This is a genomic window from Micromonospora sp. HK10, assembly GCF_000982955.1.
Taxonomy (GTDB): domain Bacteria; phylum Actinomycetota; class Actinomycetes; order Mycobacteriales; family Micromonosporaceae; genus Micromonospora.
Map to the genome: position 1 here is coordinate 127,535 of NZ_KQ058649.1, position 19,557 is coordinate 147,091.

Below are 19,557 nucleotides of genomic sequence, written 5' to 3' on the forward strand. Positions count from 1 at the left end.
AACAGCCCGACCCACACCTGCCGGCGCCGCGGGGTGTGTCCCGGCCACGCCCCGTCGGCGCCACCCGGCGCGGACAATGGCCAGGCGAGGTAGGGCAAGATGGCGCCAGGCCCGGGCACAGTGTGGTGCCGGGCCGCAGGGAAGGTGGGATCAGTGGGTGACGTGCTGTGGACGCCGCCGGCCGACGCGCGTGAGCGGTCCCGGATCGGTGACTACCTGCGCTGGCTGGCGGCGCACCGGGGCCTCGAGTTCGCCGACTACGACGCGTTGTGGCGCTGGTCGGTGACCGACCTGGACGCCTTCTGGCGCTCGATCTGGGACTACTTCCAGGTGATCGCGCACACCCCACCGACGGCGACCCTGGCCGACCGGGCCATGCCCGGCGCCCGGTGGTTCCCCGGCGCCACCCTCAACTACGCCGAGAACGTGCTGCGGATGCCCGGCCGGGGCGACGACGACCCGGTGGTGGTGGCGCACGGGCAGACCCGGGCGCCCGAGACGCTGACCGTCGCCGAGCTGCGCGAGCAGGTCCGCCGGGTGGCGGCCGGGCTGCGCCGGCTCGGCGTCGACCGCGGCGACCGGGTGGCCGCGTACGCGCCGAACATCCCGGAGACGTTCGTGCTGCTGCTGGCCACCGCCAGCCTCGGCGCGATCTTCTCCTCCTGCGCGCCCGAGTTCGGCACCCGCAGCGTCACCGACCGGTGGCAGCAGATCGAGCCGAAGGTCCTGGTGGCCGTCGACGGCTACCGGTACGGCGACAAGCCCGTCGACCGGCGCGGCGAGGTGGCCGCGATCCGGGCCGCGCTGCCGTCGCTGCGGCACACCGTCGGCATCGGGTACCTCGCCGCCGTCCCGGAGGACACGATCCCGTGGGCGGAGCTGGCGGCGGCGACCGACGAGCCGCTGACCTTCACGCCGGTGCCCTTCGACCACCCGCTCTACGTGCTCTACTCCTCCGGCACCACCGGCCTGCCGAAGCCGATCGTGCACGGCCACGGGGGCATCCTGCTGGAGCACCTGAAGATGCTGGCGCTGCACCACGACCTGGGCCCGGCGGACCGGTTCTTCTGGTTCACCACCACCGGCTGGATGATGTGGAACTTCCTGGTCTCCGGCCCGGCGGTGGGGGCGACGATCGTGCTCTTCGACGGCAACCCCGGCCACCCCGACCTGGGCGCCCTGTGGCGGCTGGCCGCCGAGACCGGCACCACCTATTTCGGCACGTCCGCGCCCTTCCTGCTGGCCTGCCGCAAGGCCGGCCTGGTGCCGCGCGAGATCGCCGACCTCGGCGCGCTGCGCGGCCTCGGCTCGACCGGCGCGCCGCTGCCCGCCGAGGGCTTCACCTGGGTGTACGAGAACGTCGGTGACCACCTCCAGCTCCAGTCGCTCTCCGGCGGCACCGACGTCTGCACCGGCTTCGTCGGCGGGGTGCCCCTGCTGCCGGTGCACGCCGGCGAGATCACCTGCCGGGCGCTCGGCGCGAAGGTGGAGGCCCGCTCGGGCGACGGCAGCCCGGTCATCGGCCAGCTGGGCGAGCTGGTGATCACCGAGCCGATGCCGAGCATGCCGGTGGGGTTCTGGAACGACACCGACGGCTCCCGCTACCGGGAGGCGTACTTCGAGCTCTATCCGGGCGTCTGGCGGCACGGCGACTGGATCACCATCAACGAGCGCGGCGGCTGCGTGATCACCGGCCGCTCCGACGCCACCCTGAACCGGGGCGGCGTGCGGCTCGGTACCGCCGAGTTCTACTCGGTGGTGGAGGGGCTGGACGAGGTGGCCGACTCGGTGGTCGTGCACCTGGAGGACGACGAGGGCGGCGCCGGCGAGCTGCTGCTCTTCGTGGTGCTCGCGGAGGGGTTGGAGCTCGACGACGAGCTGCGGAAGAAGATCTGCCGCGAGCTGCGGACCGCGCTGTCGCCGCGACACGTGCCCGACGAGATCCATCAGGTCAGGGCGGTTCCGCGCACCCTGTCGGCAAAGAAGCTGGAGGTCCCGGTCAAGAAGATCCTGACCGGCACCCCGGTCGACCGGGCCGCCGCCAAGGGCGCCCTGGCCAACCCGGATTCCCTCACGGCCTTCGCCGCCTTCGCCCAACGCCGGGCCGAGTCAGACCACCCGACGCCGGCCTGACCGACGCTAGGCGACGGTGCGGGTGACCTGTTCGCTCGCGGTGCGGGCGTCGAGGCGGGCCGGGTCGAGGTGGGCGCACGGGACGAGGCTGGCGCCGGCGGTGAGCGGGGCCAGCAGCCAGTCGACCGGGTCGGGGTGCTGGTCGGTGTCGACCAGCACCCGGTCGCCGGGGGTGAGGCAGAGCTCCGCCGCCCGGGCCTGCGCGCGGGCCAGCAGCTCCGCGTCCCCCGGTCCCCCCTGGGGGTACGCGGTGAAGTGGTCGCCGTGACCGCGTACCGACGACACGAAGTCGACGAAGCCGGCCGGCACCTGCCGCAGCGGCAGGGCGAACGGGTCCAGGGGGAGCGCGTACCGCTCGCCGGCCGACCACTGCGCCGCCTCGGCGGCCCGCCCGGCGGCGGCGAAGAGGACGTCCACCTCGCCCGGGGCGTCCACCACGGTCAGCTTCGCCGACCAGCAGCCCAGCAGCACGGCGGCGGTCTGCCAGTGCGGCGGCAGCAGCACGGCGGCGGTGTCGCCGGGGGCGAGGGCGACCTCGTCGACGAGCAGGTTCGCCGTCTTGGCGACCCAGTTGGCCAGGGTCGCGCCGGACAGTTCGGTGCGCTCGCCGGTGGCGTCGTCGTACCAGGTCAGGAGGGGACGGGTGGGGTCGGACGCGATCGCGTCGGCGAACACCCGGGCAATGTTGTCGGCCATCGGCGCGAACGATACGCGCCGGTGGCCCGTACTCGATGACAAGGACAAGTCGGCGTACCGTCGGGTCGCGGTCATCGCCGGGACCCGGGCCCGGCGTAGGCTTGCCGACAGTGTTGTTCCCCACAACTGGACTTGCTGAGGAGTCGCCCCGTGACCGCCGGTCGCCCGCCCCGCGTGCTCATCGACGCCACGAGTGTCCCCGCCGACCGCGGCGGCGTCGGTAGATACGTCGACGGCCTGCTCGGCGCCCTCGGCCGGGTCTGCGGCTCCGCCGTCGACCTGGCGGTGGTGAGCCTCCGCACCGATCTGGAGCGGTACACCCGCATGTTGCCGGCGGCCGAGGTGATCCCCGCTCCGGCGGCGGTGGCGCACCGCCCGGCACGGCTCGCCTGGGAGCAGACCGGCCTGCCGCTGCTGGCCCAGCAGGTGGGCGCCGAGGTGCTGCACTCGCCCTTCTACACCTGCCCGCTGCGGGCCGGCTGCCCGGTCACGGTCACCGTGCACGACGCGACCTTCTTCACCGAGCCGGAGCACTACGACAAGTCCCGCCGGACGTTCTTCCGCAGCGCGATCAAGACCTCGCTGCGTCGCGCCGACCGGGTGATCGTGCCGAGCAAGGCCACCCGGGACGAGCTGATCCGCCTGCTGGACGCCGACCCGACCCGGATCGACGTGGCGTACCACGGGGTCGACCAGGCCGCCTTCCACGCCCCGAGCGAGGAGGAGAAGGCCCGGGTCCGCGCCCGCCTCGGGCTCGGCAGCAGCAGCTACGTCGCCTTCCTCGGGGCCAAGGAGCCGCGCAAGAACGTGCCCAACCTGATCCGCGGCTGGGCCCGCGCCGTGGCCGACCGGGACGACCCGCCGGCCCTGGTGCTCGCCGGTGGCCAGGGGCACGACGACGACATCGACCGGGCGGTCGCCGAGGTCCCGTCGCACCTGCGGCTGCTGCGCCCCGGCTACCTCCGCTACGCCGACCTGCCCGGTTTCCTCGGCGGTGCCCTGGTCGCCGCCTACCCGTCGTACGGCGAGGGTTTCGGCCTGCCCATCCTGGAGGCGATGGCGTGCGCCGCGCCGGTGCTGACCACGCCGCGGCTCTCGCTGCCCGAGGTGGGCGGCGACGCGGTGGCGTACACCAGCGAGGACCCGGACCAGATCGCCACCGATCTGGGCGCCCTGCTCGACGACGAGCAGCGCCGGCTCGCCCTGGCCAAGGCCGGGTTCGACCGGGCCAAGGAGTTCACCTGGGAGTCCAGCGCCGAGGTGCACACCGCCGCCTGGAGCCGGGCCCGGTCCTGACCGCCCGCTGCCGGTCGACGCGAGCGCCCCTGACCGCGTGCCCGCTTCGGGCATGATGTGCTGATGTTCTACGCCGTGATCCCGGCGGGTGGCAGTGGCACGAGGTTGTGGCCGTTGTCCCGTGCCGGCCATCCCAAGTTCCTCCACCCGCTGACCGGTACCCCGGCCTCGCTGCTGCAGGCGACGGTGGACCGGTTGTCGCCGTTGACCACACCGGAGTGCACGTTGGTGGTCACCGGGGCCGCGCACGTGGCGGCGGTGGCCCGGCAACTGGCTGGCCTGCCCGAGGAGAACATCCTGGTCGAGCCCTCGCCGCGGGACTCCTGCGCGGCCATCGCGCTGGCCGCCGCGGTGATCGCGGAGCGTGACCCGGCGGCGGTGATGGGCTCGTTCGCCGCCGACCACCTGATCGGCGACCCGGCCCGGCTGGCCGAGGTGGTACGCCAGGCCATCGGCGGGGCCGAGCAGGGGCTGCTGATGACCGTGGGCATCACCCCGACCCGGCCCGAGACCGGCTACGGCTACCTGGAGACCGGGGAGCCGGTGGGCGACGGCCCGCTGCGCCCGGTGACCGAGTTCAAGGAGAAGCCGGCCGTCGAGGTGGCCGAGGGCTACGTCCGCTCCGGCCGGCACCTCTGGAACGCCAGCATGTTCGTCTGGCGGGTGGACGTGTTCCTGGCCGAGTTGGCCCGGCAGCAGCCGGCCATGCACGCCGGCATCACCGCCATCGCGGCCGCGTGGGGCAGCCCGGAGCAGGACGACGTGCTGGGCACCGTCTGGCCGACCCTGCCGAAGATCTCCGTCGACTACGCGGTGATGGAGGGCGCGGCGACGGCCGGCCGGGTGGCGACCGTCCCCGGCGACTTCGGCTGGAACGACGTCGGTGACTTCCACACCCTCGGCGAGGTGCTGCCCGCCGACGCCGACGGCAACGTGGTGCTCGGCAGCGACGCCAAGCCGGGTGTGCTGCTGCGCGACACCACCGACAGCGTGGTGGTCCCGCAGTCCGGCCGGCTGGTGGCCGCGGTCGGGGTGCACGACCTGATCGTGGTGGACACCCCGGACGCCGTGCTGGTCTGTCCGCGCGACCGCGCGCAGGACGTGAAGAAGCTGGTCGACGAGTTGAAGGAGCGCGGCGAGGAGGGCCTGCTCTGACGGTCAGCCGGCGGTGCGGCGGGCCAGCGTGGCCAGGGCCGGCGCGATCAGTTGGACGGTCCCGTCGGCCAGCGGCTCGGGCAGCCGGTCCGGCGGGAACCAGCCCAGCGCCGCCGATTCGGCGCTGACCCGCTCGGCCGCGCCGGCCGGGGCGAACACGGCGAACCGCACGTCGTAGTGCAGCGAGCCGCCCTGGCAGCTGACCGGGTGGATGTCCACGTCGATCGGCTCCGGGTCGATCACCAGCCCGGCGATCCCGGACTCCTCGGTCGCCTCGCGCAGCGCGGCGGCCACCAGCGTCGGGTCGCCGGGCTCGCAGTGCCCGCCGAGCTGCACCCACTGGTGGAACCTGCCGTGCAGGCAGAGCAGCACCCGCTCGCCGGTGGCGTCGAGCACCAGCGCGCTGGCGGTCACGTGCCCGGGGCGGTGCGCGCGGCTCAGCGCCACCGGCCCGGCGGCCAGCAGATCCAGGGTGCGGTCCCGGTTGGTGGCGGCGGCCGGGCTGGTCGCCGTCCAGCGGCTCAGCAGCGCGGTGGCGTCGGCGTGCAGGTCGGCGTACGTCCTCAGGTCGGGGTGCACGCCGACACTCTACGAGCGTCCGCTCGCTGCCCGGGCCGGTGACCCGGCGACCGGTGGAGCGGGCCGGACACGGAACGACCGGGTGGCACCTCCGCGGAGTGTCGCCGCGGACCCTCGTGCTGCCGCCCGGTCGCCCGCCCTACCCCCGAACGCCGGTACCGTCTGGTCCGACGGGCACCAGCAGTTTGCCCAGCCGGTCCGGTCGCCGTCGAGGTCTTTCAGCCCACGCTTAAAGATGGAGATTAGCGCCGACGGTAGAGTGCGGGGTGAAGGTAAGGGCTTTCCCTCCGCCCGCCTTCGGGAGTGCTCCATGCTGAAGATCTTCTTCTCGAGCGAGGACATCCTGCGGACCAGGGTCGCCCCTGCCCCGGATCCGATGTGGGAGCTCGTCCTCAGCCTGCACCTGCTCCAGGGCCGGGACCGCCAGCCGCTGCTGCTGGAGTGGCGCCGCTCGGTGGCCCGTGCGCTGCGGGCGGAGACCGCGGCCGAGCAGTTCCGCCTGCTGCTCGCGCTCAACCCGCCGCGCGGCTACTTTCCCGACTTCCTCACCCCGTACGCCAGCCGGGAGGGCTTCGAGGCAGGGCTGGAAGCCGTCCGGGGCACCCCGATCGACCTGCTGCGCCGCGACCTGACCGTGCTGGCGGAGGAGAACGAGCTGCCCACCTCGGCGGCGGCGCTGGCCCGGGGTGAGCCGGAGGTCATGGATCACCTGACCAGCTCGATGACGCGCTACCGGAGCGTGGCCATCGCCCCGTACTGGCCCCGGATCCAGGCCGCCGTCGAGGCCGACCGGGCACGGCGGGCCCGGGCGATGCTGGACGGCGGGCCGGAGGGGTTGCTGGCCAGCCTGCGGCCCGGCATGCGGTGGGCCGACGGCGTGCTCGAGGTGGTCGACTACCCGGACAGCCGCGAGCTGCACCTCGACGGTCGAGGACTGATGCTGGTGCCGGCCTTCTTCTGCGCCCGGACCCCGGTGGCGCTGCTCGACCCGGCGCTGCCGCCGGTGCTCGTCTATCCGGTGGACCGGCTCGGCGGCCTGGCGGTCGGCGCGGGTGCCGTCGCCGAGCCGGACGGCGGCCGGGAGGCCCTCGCCGCGCTGCTCGGCCGGACCCGGGCCGCCGTGCTGGTCGCGTCGGACGACGGGTGCACCACGGGCGAGCTGGCCCGGCGGCTGGCCATCTCGGCGGCGGCGGCCAGCCAGCACGCCACGGTGCTGCGCAACGCCGGTCTGCTGGTCAGCCACCGGGACCGCAACACCGTGCTGCACACCCTGACCCCGCTGGGCCGGGCCGTCCTCGACGCCTGACCCGCCGAGGCCCCCGCTCGGCCGGCGCGGCGCCGGCGGTGGCCCTGGTCGGACGGCCGGCGCGGCGTCGGCGGTGGCGCCGGTCAGACGGCCAGCGCGGCGCCGGCGGTGGTGCCGCTCGGAGGGCCAGCGCGGCGCCGGCGGTGGCCCCGGTCGGACAGCCGGCGCGGCGCCGGCGGTGGTGCCGGTCAGACGGCCAGCGCGGCGCCGGCGGTGGTGCCGGGCGGTGGCGGCAGCAGTGCCGAGGGGACCCCTTCGGCGGCCAGCGCGGTCCGCAGCCGCTGCAGGTCGGCGCCGAAGCGCACCAGGTCCGCCGCGTCGACCGGGGTGGGCGGGACGCCCAGCACCAGCCCGGTGGCCTGAGCCGGCCAGCCGGGCACGGTGGCGACCAGTCCGGCGCGTACCGCCTCGTCGGTGACGTGGGTGAGCACCGTGCCGGGCGCGAGCACCCCGGCCACCGCGGCGATCGCCCGCTCCACGGCGGCCGGGTCGGCCGGCGCCGGGCCGGGGCCGTCGGCCAGGGTGGCGGCCTCGCGCAGCCCGGCCGCCCGTGCCTCGGCCGTGCCGAGCGAGAAGAGGTCCAGCTCGGCGTCGCGGACCAACGCCCGGGCGCCCCCACCGTCGTCGTCCCGCCCCACGCCCAGGTAGCCGCGGACCACCGCCACCGGCACCTGGTCGCACTTGCCCTTGATCAGCTCGCCGGCGCCGGCCAGCTCGTCCACCACCGCCATCTGGGTGAGCTGGAGCTCGTTGCCGTAGGGGTCGATCTCCCCCCGGTGGTCGCGGATCGCCGGCATTCCGGCCACCCCGAGCGCCACGTCGGTGAGGCCGTTGCGCCACGGCCGGCCCATGGTGTCGCTGACGATCACCGCGACGTCCAGTTGGAAGCGTTCGCGCAGCGCGGCCCGCAGTGCCCGCGCGGACGCGTCGGGGTCCGCCGGCAGCAGCACCAGCCGGGTCTTGTCCACGTTCGAGGCGTCGATGCCGGCGGAAGCCATCACGAAGCCGTGGTGGGTCTGCACGATCCGGGTCGCGCCCCGGCTGGCCACCACCCGGGCCGTCTCCCCGGCCAGCACCTCGTCCCGGGCGGCGAGCCGCTCGGGACCGTCCGCCGGCACGTCGACCAGCCGGCCCTCCGCCTTGGACACGATCTTGCTGGTCACCACCAGCACGTCCCCGTCGCGCAGCCACGGCGCCGCGGCGGCGATCAGCGCCGCCAGGTCGTCGCCCTCGGTCACGTCGCCGATGCCCAGCACCGGCAGGATCTCCAACCTCACACCAGCTCCAACGCGGCCCGGACCATCGTCGCCGTGGCCGCCTCGTCGGTCATCCGCAGCGGTGCCGAGCGTACGGTCACCGCCGGCACCAGGGTCCCCTCGTCCTCGGCCGCGACCAGCCAACCGTCGAGCAGGCCGCCGGCCGACCGGCCACCGTAGAGGCCACCCACCCCGGCGGCGCTGCACTCGACGCCGAGCACGGCGAGGCAGCGGTCGGCCATGCCCCGCACCGGGGCACCACCGATGATCGGGGAGACCCCGACCACGGGCGCCGGCCCGTCGGCCACCGCCTCCCGCAGCCCCGGCACCGCCAGGATCGGCGCGATGCTCACCACCGGGTTGCTCGGCGCGATCAGCACCACGTCGGCGGCCCCGATCGCCGCCAGCACGCCAGGCGCCGGCTTCGCCGTCTCGGCCCCCACGAAGACGAAGCGGTGGGTCGGGATGTCCGCCCGGTAGCGCACCCACCACTCCTGGAAGTGGATCGCCCGCTGGCCCTGCTCGCCGTCGACCACCACGTGGGTCTCCAGCCGGTCGTCGGTGGCCGGCAGCAGGGCCAGGCCCGGCTCCCACCGGGTGGCCAGCGCCTGCGTCACCGCGGAGAGCGGATAGCCGGCGTTGAGCATGGTGGTGCGCACCAGGTGGGTGGCGATGTCCTTGTCGCCGAGGCCGAACCAGGTCGGCTCGGCGCCGTACGCGGCCAGCTCGGACTTGACCGTCCAGGTCTCGCCGACCCGGCCCCAGCCCCGCTCCGGGTCGGCGCCGCCACCCAGCGTGTACATCACGCTGTCCAGGTCGGGGCAGACCTTCAACCCGTGCAGCAGCAGGTCGTCGCCGACGTTGACCACGGCGGTCACCTCGGCCCCCACCTCCCGGGCGTACGCCCGGACGCCGAGCAGGAAGCGGGCACCCCCGATGCCGCCGGTCAGAACCACGATGCGCATGGTGTCCATCCTTCCGCACGCGCGGCCATCGATCGGCCGGTGCCCGATGCGACTAGGCTCACGTCCGGCAACTGTCCGTCTTCGTCCCCAGGGGGAGTCCGTGACCAGCCCCGCCGAGCCGGCGTCCAGCGACGCGACGCAGGCCAGCCAGGTGACCAAGCCACTGCGCGAACTGGCCGCGCTCGTCCTGCTCGGCGCGAACGCCGTGCTGCTCTTCGTGAGTCTGCTGCGCCTGCTGCTGCCGCTGGACGGCTACGGCACGTTCACCGACCGGGCCGGCTCCACCCACTACGGGTTCGTCGGCGTCGAGGCGGTGGTGCTGCCGCTGCTGGCCGTCCTGCTGGCCACGCACGTGCGTCCCACCCTGGCCAGGGCGAAGCTGATCACCCAGGTGGCGCTCGCCGAGTACGCCTTCGCCGCCCTCTTCGGCGTGCTCACGTTCCTCGTCTGGCTGGTCGGCCGGCTCGCCGACGCGGCGGTGCTGGACGCCTTCCTCGGCATGCTGAGCCGGCTCGCCGGGCTGGCGATCCTCGGCATCGCCGCGTTCGTGGTGTTCCGGATCTGGCGCACGCTCTACTTCGTCCCCCGCCCGAAGCCCCAGCCCGGCATGTACGGGCAGCCGCAGCCGGGCTGGCCGCAGCAGCCGGGCGGCTACCCGGGTCAGCCGGGCGGGCCGGGCGGCTACCCGGGCCAGCCGGGCGGGTACCCGGGCGCCGGCGCGCCGCAGCCCGGCCACCCGGTGCCGGGCCAGTACGGCCACCCGCAGTCCGCGCCGCCGTTCAACACCGCCCCGCCGCACACCCCGCAGTCCGGCCCGCCGTACGCCGCCCCCCAGTCCGGGCCCCCGTACGGTGCCCCGCAGCCGGCACCGCCGTTCGGTCAGCCGCCGTCGGCCGACCCGACCCAGGCCATCCCGCGCCAGCCGGCCGAACCCGCCCCGCAGGACGGCGACCGCACCGAGCGCTTCGACCGGGACGACCCGAACCACCCGCGCTGACCCCCCGGCGGCGGTCCCGCCCGGACCGCCGCCGGCCCGGCCGTGGACCGGACCGCCCGCTGACGCGCCGTGAGCCGGACCGCCGCCGGCCCGGCCGCGGACCGGACCGGGGTCGTCCGGCCCGGTCCGGTCAGCGCCTAGGCTGGACGGATGGTTGATCGCAGCGAGTCCGTACCGACCGAGGCGAGCATCCGGCGGGCGCTGGGCCGGGCCGCCGCCGGGCGGGCGCTGGACCTCGACGAGGCGAGCGCGTTGCTGGCCGCGCGCGGGGACGCCTTGGCCGACCTGCTCCGGATCGCCGGCGAGGTGCGCGACGCCGGGCTGCGCGAGGCCGGCCGGCCGGGCGTGGTCACCTTCTCCAAGAAGGTGTTCATCCCGCTGACCCGGCTCTGCCGGGACCGCTGCCACTACTGCACGTTCGCCACCGTGCCGCATCGGCTGCCCGCCGCGTACCTGGAGAAGGACGAGGTGCTCGCCATCGCCCGGGCGGGCGCCGCGCAGGGCTGCAAGGAGGCCCTGTTCACCCTCGGCGACCGGCCGGAGGAGCGCTGGCCGGCGGCCCGGCGCTGGCTGGACGAGCGGGGTTACGACTCCACCCTCGACTACCTGCGTGCCTGCGCCGTGGCGGTGCTGGAGGAGACCGGCCTGCTGCCGCACCTCAATCCGGGCGTGCTGTCCTGGTCCGAGCTGCAGCGGCTCAAGCCGGTGGCGCCGAGCATGGGCATGATGCTGGAGACCACCGCGACCCGGCTCTGGTCGGAGCCGGGCGGTCCGCACTACGGCTCGCCGGACAAGGAGCCGGCGGTGCGGCTGCGGGTCCTCGACGACGCCGGCCGGGTCGGCGTGCCGTTCACCACCGGCCTGCTGATCGGCATCGGTGAGACCCCGGCCGAGCGGGTCGACGCGCTCTTCGCGATCCGCCGCGCGCACCGGGAGTACGGCCACCTCCAGGAGGTGATCGTGCAGAACTTCCGCGCCAAGCCGGACACCGCGATGCGCGGCATGCCCGACGCGGAACTGCACGACCTGGCGGCCACGGTGGCGGTGGCCCGGGTGCTGCTCGGCCCGAAGGCCCGGATCCAGGCCCCACCGAACCTCATCGAGGGCGAGTACGACCTCCTGCTGCGCGCCGGCATCGACGACTGGGGCGGCGTCTCGCCGGTCACCCCGGACCACGTCAACCCGGAGCGCCCCTGGCCGCACCTCGACGAGCTGGCCCGGCGGACCGCGAGCGCCGGGTTCACCCTGCGGGAGCGGCTGACCGTCTACCCGGAGTACGTCCGGGCCGGCGACCCCTGGCTGGACCCGCGCCTGCTGCCGCACGTGCGCGCCCTCGCCGACCCGGCCACCGGGCTCGCCGTCGAGGCGGCCCGCCCGGTGGGCCGGCCCTGGCAGGAGCCCGAGGAGGTCTTCGGCGGCCGGACCGACCTGCACGCCACCATCGACACCACCGGGCGCACCGGGGACCGGCGCGGCGACTTCGACCAGGTCTACGGCGACTGGTCCGAGGTGGCCGGCCGGATCGCGCCGGAGGCGCTCGCGCGGGCATCCGGGAACGGAAGCGCGGCGAGCGCGGCCACGCGGGCATCCGGGGACGGGAGCACGGCGAGCATGGCCGAGCGCGTACCCGGGGACGGGAGCACGGCGAGCGCGGCCGCGCGCGTACCCGGGAACGGGAGCACGGCCGGGGCGGACGGTGACCTGCGGGCGGGCCTGCGGCTGGCCGCGGCCGACCCGGCGGCGCTGCTGGCGCCGGCGAACGAGTCGGCGGCGCTGGCGCTGTTCGGTGCGGACGGGCCGGCGCTGGACGAGCTGTGCCGGACCGCCGACGACGTCCGCCGCGACGCGGTCGGCGACGACGTGACGTACGTGGTCAACCGCAACATCAACTTCACCAACGTCTGCTACGTCGGGTGCCGGTTCTGCGCCTTCGCCCAGCGGGAGTCCGACGCGGACGCGTTCCGGCTCTCCGTGGAGCAGGTCGCCGACCGGGCCGAGGAGGCCTGGGCGGCCGGCGCCACCGAGGTCTGCCTCCAGGGCGGCATCGATCCGAAGCTGCCGGTCACCGGCTACCTCGACATCGTCCGGTCGATCAAGGCGCGGGTGCCCCAGCTGCACGTGCACGCGTTCTCCCCGATGGAGATCGTCACCGCCGCCGCGAAGGCCGGCGTGCCGGTGAAGGAGTGGCTGCTCCAGCTCCGCGACGCCGGGCTGGACACCATCCCGGGCACCGCCGCGGAGATCCTCGACGACGACGTGCGCTGGGTGCTCACCAAGGGCAAGCTGCCGGCGGCCGCCTGGGTCGAGGTGGTCAGCACGGCCCACGAGCTGGGCATCCGGTCCAGCTCCACGATGATGTACGGCCACGTCGACCATCCCGGGCAGTGGCTGGCCCACTTCCGGGTGCTGGCCGGCGTGCAGGACCGCACGGGCGGCTTCACCGAGTTCGTGGCGCTGCCCTTCGTGCACACCAACGCGCCCATCTACCTCGCCGGGATCGCCCGCCCGGGGCCGACCTGGCGGGAGAACCGGGCCGTGCACGCGATGTCCCGGCTGCTGCTGCACGGCCGGATCGCCAACATCCAGTGTTCCTGGGTCAAGCTCGGCGACGCCGGGACCGTGGCGATGCTCCAGGGCGGCTGCAACGACCTGGGCGGCACGCTGATGGAGGAGACGATCTCGCGGATGGCCGGCTCGGGCAACGGCTCGGCGCGTACCGAGGAGCAGTTGCGGGCGATCGCGGCGGCCGCGGGCCGGCCGGCCCGCAGGCGGACGACCGCGTACGGTCACGCCGGCACCTGACGTCGAACCTTTCCCCGCCGCCGGCCGTACCAGTGGATGCCGGCGGCGGTCGCGGCGAGGACCGCCGCCGGCGACCCCGAACCGGGGCCTCCGGCGGTGCCCGGTCCCCGTCCACGCGGGCGCTGCGGCGCCGGCCCGGAAAGGTTGCCCATGACCAGTGATCAGCAGAAGCGGCCCTGGCCGCGCCTGACCCGCCGGCAGACGTTGACCGCCGCGGCGAGCGCCACCCTGGGCGCCGCCGCTCTCACCGTGCCGGGCCTGTCGGCCGCCCAGAACGCGCCCTCGGCGGGACGTCGGGACGAGCCGATCGTGGTCCACCTCCGCGACCCGGCCTCCGGCACGCTGGACGTCTTCGTCGGCACCACCCGGATCGAGGTACGCGACCGGGGCCTGGCGAACCGGCTGGTCCGGGCCGCCGGACGCCGCTGACCCGCGCGCGCCGCCCGGCGGTGTGACCTCCTCCCGGCGCGGGCTCCCGGCGCCGGTCCCGCATCGACTTCCCCCTCGACGAAGGTGTGGTCCGCCATGTCCTCTCACCGTGAAGCCCCGGAGATAGCCAAGGATCCGGTCGCCGACAGCTCCGACCTGTACGCGTTCGTCAGCCCGAGCCGCCCCGACACGGTCACGTTGATCGCCAACTACGTGCCGGTGCAGCTCCCCTCGGGCGGTCCGAACTTCTACGAGTTCGGCGACGACGTGCGGTACGAGATTCACCTCGACAACGACGGCGACGGTTATCCGGATGTCACCTATCGTTTCGAATTCAGCACCGAGGTCACGAATCCGAACAGCTTTCTTTACAACACCGGGCCAATCGAGTCGCTGGACAGCAAGAACTGGAACCGGCGGCAGTTCTACCGGTTGACCCGGGTGGTGGACGGGCGGGAGCGCGTGCTGGCGCACAAACTGCCCTGTCCGCCGTGCAACGTGGGGCCGCTCTCCACCCCGAAGTACCGGGAGCTGGCCCGGCAGGCCACGTACCGGCTCTCCACCGGCGAGCGGGTCTTCGCCGGGCAGCGGGCGGACGGCTTCTTCGTCGACCTGGGCGCCGTCTTCGACCTCGGCACGCTCCGCCCGTTCCAGCAGCTGCACGTGGCCGGCAAGCGGCTGTTCAGAACCGAGGGTGAGCCGGTCAACTCGTTGGACCGCACCAACGTGCACAGCATCGCGGTGCAGGTGCCGCTGGCCACCGTACGCCGCAAGGCCAGCCGGTACGGCTACGCCGACCGCGCCTCGACGATCGGGGTCTGGACCACGGCCTCCCGGCAGCAGGTCCGGGTGCTCGGCGACGGGGTGACCGCGGACACCGCGGCCGGTCCGTTCACCCAGGTCTCCCGGTTGGGCAACCCGTTGTTCAACGAGGTCATCGTGCCGATGTCCAGGAAGGACCGGTGGAACACGCTGCCGCCCACGGAGGACAAGCGGTTCGCCCGGTTCGTCGAGCATCCCGAGCTGGCCGCCCTGCTGCCCACCCTCTACCCGGGGGTGTTTCCCCACCTGGACGCGCTGAACCGGTCGAAGAAGCCCCGGGCCGACCTGGTGGCGATCCTGCTCACCGGCATCCCGGCGGGCCTGATCGACGGCTTCGCCAACACCACCGGGGACGTGCAGGCCGACATGCTGCGGTTGAACACCGCCATCCCGCCCACCCGCGAGCCGGACCGGTTCGGCGTGCTCGGCGGCGACCTGGCCGGCTTCCCGAACGGCCGGCGGGTCGGTGACGACGTGGTGAGCATCGCGTTGCGGGCGGTCGCCGGGTTGACCGTGCCGCTGGTGGACAAGACGTTCACGCCCGATCCGGCGACGGCCACGCTCACCCCCGGGCTCAGCGCGGCCGACGTGACCGCCCCGTTCCTCGCCGACTTCCCGTTCCTCGGTACGCCGTACGACGGGTTCGGCAACCCGCCGGCCCGGAAGTCCTGAGGAGCGTCCGCGTGCACCAGCATCAGCACCCCCTCGGGCCGTCGGAGCGCGGCAGCGTCGTGCTCGAACTGGGCGGTGACCGTGGCGCCCTGGTCGTCCACACGGGACCGGACCTGCACGGCCGGGAGATCGAGATCAGCCCGGCCGGCCGGGACGGGCCGCGTACCCACTCGGCCGTCCGGGCCCGGCACGTCCGCGACGGGGTGTTCCACAGTGCCGTCTATCCGGGCCTGCCGGCGGACGTCTATACCGTCTGGTGGGACGATCGGACGCCGGCCGGCGCGATCTCGGTCACCGGCGGCACCGTCGCCGAATTCGTCTGGCCGACCAGCGCACCCCCGGGTACGCGCTGACCGTACCGGCCCCGCCTGCCGCCGCGCCCCGCCCACGATGTGGACGGGGCGCGGGCGGCGTCGGCGGGCTCGACGAGCGGTTCGGCGGCGACCGGGTTAACCTTTCCCCCACCATAATGCTGATCTTGGACGGGACTCGGGGAGCCGCCCGGCGACGGCCCGCCGGAGCCGCAGCGGGGGGCGTCCGGCGGTGCCCGGACCGGGTGCGCCACGGCGAAAATCTGGGGCAACTCGCCGGGGAGGGCGTTACTCGTCCGGGGTCTGAATCGATAGGGCAGGTTGCGAGGCTCGGGCGGCTCGGTGGTCGTCCGGAGGTGTCGGGAGGGCGACTCCATTATCAAGTTTGGCTTGACGGCGCACGCATTACACGCGTGTAATTTGAATGGGGTTGTTCGTTCGGAACACAACAAATTGGGTGCGGACGGACAGGCACGCCTTTCGCGTGGGGGGTTGCAGCGGCGGTGACGCCGGTGCGCGACAAGGAGGCAACTGATGGACGGCCAGCTCGAGGTGGCCGACCTGCTCGGAAACGCGCCGGAGTGGCAGGAGCGGGCGCTCTGCTCGCAGACCGACCCGGAGGCGTTCTTTCCCGAGAAGGGCGGCTCGACCCGCGAGGCGAAGCGCATCTGCTCGCGGTGTGAGGTCAAGACGGAATGCCTGGAATACGCCCTCGGTCACGACGAGCGGTTCGGGATCTGGGGTGGGCTCTCCGAGCGGGAGCGGCGCAAGTTGAAGCGGCGGGTCGCCGCCTGACGGGTACCGGGTCGTGGCGGTGGGGGCCGCCCGGCTCGGGCCGACGACCCGGCCGGCGGGGGCCGGCCGGTTTCCGGCAGCGCGTCGACGAGCGGGCTCAGGCCAGTTCGTCGGGGTCGACCCCGAGCAGGTTCGCCACCTGCTCGATGATCACGTCGTGGACGAGATCCGCGAGGTCCTCCCGGTCCATCGCGCGGAACTCCAGCGGCCGGCGGTAGAGCACGATCCGCGGCGGCACCTCCTGCCGGCCCGGCCGGCCGGGCAGCAGCCGGGCGAGCGGCACCTCGCCGTCCTCCAGCACGTCGGAGTCGTAGACGTTCAGCTCCGGCGGGACGTCCTCGACGGCGAACTCGACCCCGGCGAGCTCCTTGGCGAAACGGCGCTCGAGGGTCTCGACCGTGTCCAGCACCAGGTCGTCGAAGACCTCGGCCTTGGTCCGGGCCAGCGGCACGGTGGCCGGCACCAGCCGCCCGCGCAACCCGCGTCCGTGCCGGTCACGGTGGGTGCGCCGGCCGGAGCCGGGGCGGCGGTTCTCCGGGCTCGTCATGACGCAAAGGGTAGCCCGCAGGTCCCGGCCGCCCGCCGTTGCGCCGCCGGTGCGCCGCGCCGGGCGCCGATCGGGCGAATTGTGATCACCATGACGGGCGTGTCGCAACGCGAAGCGGTGCGCCGGACCCGGTAATGGGGATACCCTGCCGCCGTGAGGTCACCACGGCGCTGCTCCCGTAACGGCTGCCCCCGGCAAGCGGTCGCCACATTGACCTATGTCTACAACGAGTCGACCGCCGTGGTGGGTCCGCTCGCGGCCTTCGCCGAGCCGCACACGTACGACCTCTGCGAGCCGCACGCGCGGAGCCTGACCGCCCCGCGCGGCTGGGACGTGGTCCGGCACGAGGGTGAGTTCGAGCCGCCGCCGCCCACCACCGACGACCTGGTCGCGCTGGCCGAGGCGGTCCGCGAGGCCGCCCGCCCCGCACCCCCGCGTCCCCCCGAGGACGACCAGCGCAACCCCCAGACCCCCCAACAGGGCCGCCGCGGCCACCTCCGCGTCATCCCCCCCACCCACTAACCCCCCACCCCCACCCCACCCCACCCACCCCACCCCCCACGTCTGCCCTGGCGTTGATCAAGGACTTTGCGTCCGAGATCCGCGCCACGCCTGACGCAAACTCCTTGATCAACCCCCGTGTTGCGGGGGGAGGGAGGGGGAGGGGAGGTGGGGAGGGTGGGGAGGGGGTCAGTGGCCGAGGAGGTGGGAGAGGGTGGTGGCGCGGCGGGCGGGGCGGCCGGTGCGGGATTCGGTGGTGTCGGCGGAGAGCATCACCTTCAGGCCCGCGTTGACGGCCAGCCAGCGCAGGGGTTCCGGTTCCCAGCGGGGGGAGCGGTGGTTGACCCAGGGCAGCGTGGTCAGGTCGCTCTCCGCGCCCCGGATCAGGTCGGCCAGGGTACGGCCGGCCAGGTTGCTGGTGCCCACCCCGTCGCCGACGTACCCGCCGGCCCAGGCGAGACCGGTGCTCCGGTCCAGCCCCACCGAGGCGGCCCAATCCCGGGCCACCCCGAGCGGCCCGCCCCAGCTGTGGCTGACCGGCACCTCCGGCCCGAGCACCGGAAAGAGCTCCCCGAGGACCCGGCGCAGCGCCGCGAAGACCCGGGGCTCCCGGTCGTAGCCCGGACGGACCCGCGAACCGTAGTGGTAGGGGGCGCCCCGCCCGCCGAAGGCCAGCCGGCCGTCGGCGGTGCGCTGGCCGTAGATGATGACGTGCCGGTAGTCGGAGAACGTCTCCCGCTCGGCCAGCCCGATCTCCGCCCAGGTCGCCGCGGACAGCGGCTCGGTGGCCACCATCAGCGAGTAGACCGGGGCGACGGCCCGCCGCAGCCCGGGCAGGGCCGGGGTGAAGCCCTCGGTCGCCCGGACCACCACCGGGGCGCGGACCACCCCCGCCGGGGTCACCGCGGCACCCGGGCGCAGCGCGGTCACCGGGGTCCGCTCGAAAATCCGTATCCCCCGGCGCTCCACCGCCCGGGCCAGGCCGCGGACCAGTTTCGCCGGGTGCACGGCGGCGCAGTGCGGGGTGTACGTGCCGCCGCGGACCCCCTCGGCGTGGCAGCGGGCAGCGGCCTCGGCGGCGTCGAGCAGCACCAGGTCGGCGTCGGCGAGCCCGTACTCGCGGGCCTCGGCGACGGCGGCCCGGGCCCGGCCGAGCTGGACCTCGCTGCGGGCCAGCACCACGGTTCCGCCGGCCCGCCAGTCGCAGTCGATGCCCTCGGCGGCGACCACCCGGCCGACCTCGCGGACGGTCTCCCGCATGGCCCGCTGCATGGCCAGTGGCCGGTCCCGGCCGTGCCGGCGGGCCAGCGCGGGCAGGGCGGTGGGGAAGAGCGCCGAGCACCAGCCGCCGTTGCGCCCGGAGGCGCCGTACCCGGCGATCTCCTTCTCCAGCACCACGATGCGCAGCGCCGGGTCGGCCACGGCGAGGTAGTACGCGGTCCAGAGCCCGGTGTAGCCGGCGCCGACGATGACCACGTCCGCGTCGGTGTCGCCGGCCAGGCCGGGGCGCGGGGTCAGTGGCTCGGCCACGGTGGACAGCCAGTACGACAGCTCCTGGTAGCGCATCACCACTCCGGTGGGGGCAGGTCGTGGCGCAGCCGCGGGTCGGGCTGCGGAATCCCGTACGCCTCGACGACCGGCACCACCCCGGCCCAGACCGGCCGGTCGAGGTCGTCCTCGGGGTCGTCGGGCGGGCCGGCGCTGACCTTCACCGAGCACTCGCGCAGCGGGAGGGCGAGCACCAGCGTGGCGGCCAGTTCCTTGGCCGAGGGCGGCCGGATCTCCGCCCAGCGACCGGGCAGCAGATGCTCGGAGAGGCGGTGCAGCGCGGCCAGCTTGGCCTCGCCGTCGAGCGCGGTGAGGGTGCCGAGCACCATGGCGCAGCGGTAGTTCATCGACGACTCGAAGGCACTGCGCGCCAGCACCAGGCCGTCGAGCAGGGTGACGGTGAGGCAGGCCGGCGCGCCGGCGGCGAGGTGCCGGAACAGTCGGCTGCCGGTGGAGCCGTGCACCAGCACCCGCTCCCCGTCCCGGGCGTACGCCACCGGCAGCGCGTACGGCTGGTCGCCCTCGACGACGGCCAGGTGCGCGACCCGGCCGGCGTCGAGCACGGCGTGCAGTGCCGCCCGGTCGTGGACGGCCAGGTCGGGCAGCCGGCGTATCCGGGTCCGGTCGGTGCCGCCGACGGCGGCCCGGTCCTCGACGGTCCCGACCGGGTCGACGGCGTCGACAGGGCCGGGCCGGGACCGGTCGGTGCGGGCGGGGTCGGCGGCGTCGACGGGGCCGGGCCGGGAC

General features: G+C 74.6%; 18 protein-coding genes. 11 read left to right on the forward strand and 7 right to left on the reverse strand.

The genetic code is table 11. The features are described from left to right. Positions 1-153: 153 nt before the first annotated feature. Positions 154-2,133 carry an acetoacetate--CoA ligase gene (locus LQ51_RS00590; RefSeq protein ID WP_046562595.1) on the forward strand — a complete coding sequence of 660 codons (1,980 nt, stop codon included), beginning with the start codon at positions 154-156 and terminating at the stop codon, positions 2,131-2,133. Positions 2,134-2,139: 6 nt separating this feature from the next. On the opposite strand, the gene LQ51_RS00595 is transcribed toward LQ51_RS00590, so the two are convergent. Further along, positions 2,140-2,829, reverse strand: coding sequence for a TIGR03089 family protein (locus LQ51_RS00595; protein WP_046562596.1), 690 nt, complete (start codon positions 2,827-2,829; stop codon positions 2,140-2,142). 150 nt (positions 2,830-2,979) lie between these two features. On the opposite strand from LQ51_RS00595, the gene LQ51_RS00600 reads away from it, so the two are divergent. Then, a complete protein-coding gene (locus LQ51_RS00600) occupies positions 2,980-4,125 on the forward strand; it encodes a glycosyltransferase family 4 protein (protein WP_046562597.1) in 1,146 nt (381 codons plus the stop codon). A 63-nt stretch (positions 4,126-4,188) separates the two neighbouring features. After that, positions 4,189-5,280, forward strand: coding sequence for a mannose-1-phosphate guanylyltransferase (locus tag LQ51_RS00605; protein WP_046562627.1), 1,092 nt, complete (start codon positions 4,189-4,191; stop codon positions 5,278-5,280). Positions 5,281-5,283: 3 nt separating this feature from the next. Here the strand turns inward: LQ51_RS00605 and LQ51_RS00610 are convergent, their stop codons facing one another. Beyond that, the gene (locus tag LQ51_RS00610; protein WP_046562598.1) at positions 5,284-5,859 is read right to left on the reverse strand and encodes an NUDIX hydrolase; all 576 of its coding nucleotides are present in this window, start codon (positions 5,857-5,859) and stop codon (positions 5,284-5,286) included. A gap of 310 nt (positions 5,860-6,169) precedes the next feature. On the opposite strand from LQ51_RS00610, the gene LQ51_RS00615 reads away from it, so the two are divergent. Beyond that, positions 6,170-7,165, forward strand: coding sequence for an ArsR/SmtB family transcription factor (locus tag LQ51_RS00615; RefSeq protein ID WP_046562599.1), 996 nt, complete (start codon positions 6,170-6,172; stop codon positions 7,163-7,165). A 188-nt stretch (positions 7,166-7,353) separates the two neighbouring features. Here the strand turns inward: LQ51_RS00615 and LQ51_RS00620 are convergent, their stop codons facing one another. Both LQ51_RS00620 and cofD read right to left on the reverse strand, forming a co-directional pair. Further along, positions 7,354-8,442 (reverse strand): coenzyme F420-0:L-glutamate ligase, encoded by a 1,089-nt coding sequence (locus tag LQ51_RS00620; protein ID WP_046562600.1) that lies wholly within the window; start codon positions 8,440-8,442, stop codon positions 7,354-7,356. After that, complete coding sequence (gene cofD / locus LQ51_RS00625) at positions 8,439-9,386, reverse strand: 2-phospho-L-lactate transferase (protein WP_046562628.1); 948 nt, start codon at positions 9,384-9,386, stop codon at positions 8,439-8,441. The genes LQ51_RS00620 and cofD overlap by 4 nt, the downstream gene beginning before the upstream one ends. A 100-nt stretch (positions 9,387-9,486) precedes the next feature. Between cofD and LQ51_RS00630 the strand changes: the two genes are divergently transcribed. The 6 genes from LQ51_RS00630 to LQ51_RS00655 all read left to right on the forward strand — a co-directional run bounded on the left by LQ51_RS00630 (position 9,487) and on the right by LQ51_RS00655 (position 16,214). Beyond that, positions 9,487-10,383, forward strand: coding sequence for a CvpA family protein (locus LQ51_RS00630; RefSeq protein ID WP_046562601.1), 897 nt, complete (start codon positions 9,487-9,489; stop codon positions 10,381-10,383). Between the two features lie 150 nt (positions 10,384-10,533). Next, entirely contained in the window at positions 10,534-13,185 is a 2,652-nt protein-coding gene (locus LQ51_RS00635) for a bifunctional FO biosynthesis protein CofGH (RefSeq protein ID WP_046562602.1), read from the forward strand. A gap of 150 nt (positions 13,186-13,335) precedes the next feature. Further along, positions 13,336-13,614 carry a hypothetical protein gene (locus LQ51_RS00640; protein ID WP_046562603.1) on the forward strand — a complete coding sequence of 93 codons (279 nt, stop codon included), beginning with the start codon at positions 13,336-13,338 and terminating at the stop codon, positions 13,612-13,614. A 96-nt stretch (positions 13,615-13,710) separates the two neighbouring features. After that, entirely contained in the window at positions 13,711-15,108 is a 1,398-nt protein-coding gene (locus LQ51_RS00645) for a DUF4331 domain-containing protein (protein ID WP_046562604.1), read from the forward strand. An 11-nt stretch (positions 15,109-15,119) separates the two neighbouring features. Next, a complete protein-coding gene (locus LQ51_RS00650) occupies positions 15,120-15,461 on the forward strand; it encodes a hypothetical protein (protein ID WP_046562605.1) in 342 nt (113 codons plus the stop codon). Between the two features lie 492 nt (positions 15,462-15,953). Continuing rightward, complete coding sequence (locus LQ51_RS00655) at positions 15,954-16,214, forward strand: WhiB family transcriptional regulator (RefSeq protein ID WP_013284161.1); 261 nt, start codon at positions 15,954-15,956, stop codon at positions 16,212-16,214. A gap of 97 nt (positions 16,215-16,311) precedes the next feature. Here LQ51_RS00655 and LQ51_RS00660 read toward each other — a convergent pair whose 3' ends face one another. Then, a complete protein-coding gene (locus LQ51_RS00660; RefSeq protein WP_046562606.1) occupies positions 16,312-16,761 on the reverse strand; it encodes a metallopeptidase family protein in 450 nt (149 codons plus the stop codon). A gap of 153 nt (positions 16,762-16,914) precedes the next feature. Here LQ51_RS00660 and LQ51_RS00665 point away from each other — a divergent pair, with 153 nt between their 5' ends. Next, positions 16,915-17,283 (forward strand): DUF3499 domain-containing protein, encoded by a 369-nt coding sequence (locus LQ51_RS00665; RefSeq protein ID WP_046562607.1) that lies wholly within the window; start codon positions 16,915-16,917, stop codon positions 17,281-17,283. Positions 17,284-17,451: 168 nt separating this feature from the next. Here the strand turns inward: LQ51_RS00665 and LQ51_RS00670 are convergent, their stop codons facing one another. Beyond that, the gene (locus LQ51_RS00670; protein ID WP_046562629.1) at positions 17,452-18,828 is read right to left on the reverse strand and encodes an NAD(P)/FAD-dependent oxidoreductase; all 1,377 of its coding nucleotides are present in this window, start codon (positions 18,826-18,828) and stop codon (positions 17,452-17,454) included. Further along, on the reverse strand, positions 18,828-19,557 hold a 730-nt coding region (locus LQ51_RS00675), incomplete at its 5' end, for a pyridoxamine 5'-phosphate oxidase family protein (RefSeq protein WP_231605110.1). The genes LQ51_RS00670 and LQ51_RS00675, both read right to left, overlap by 1 nt.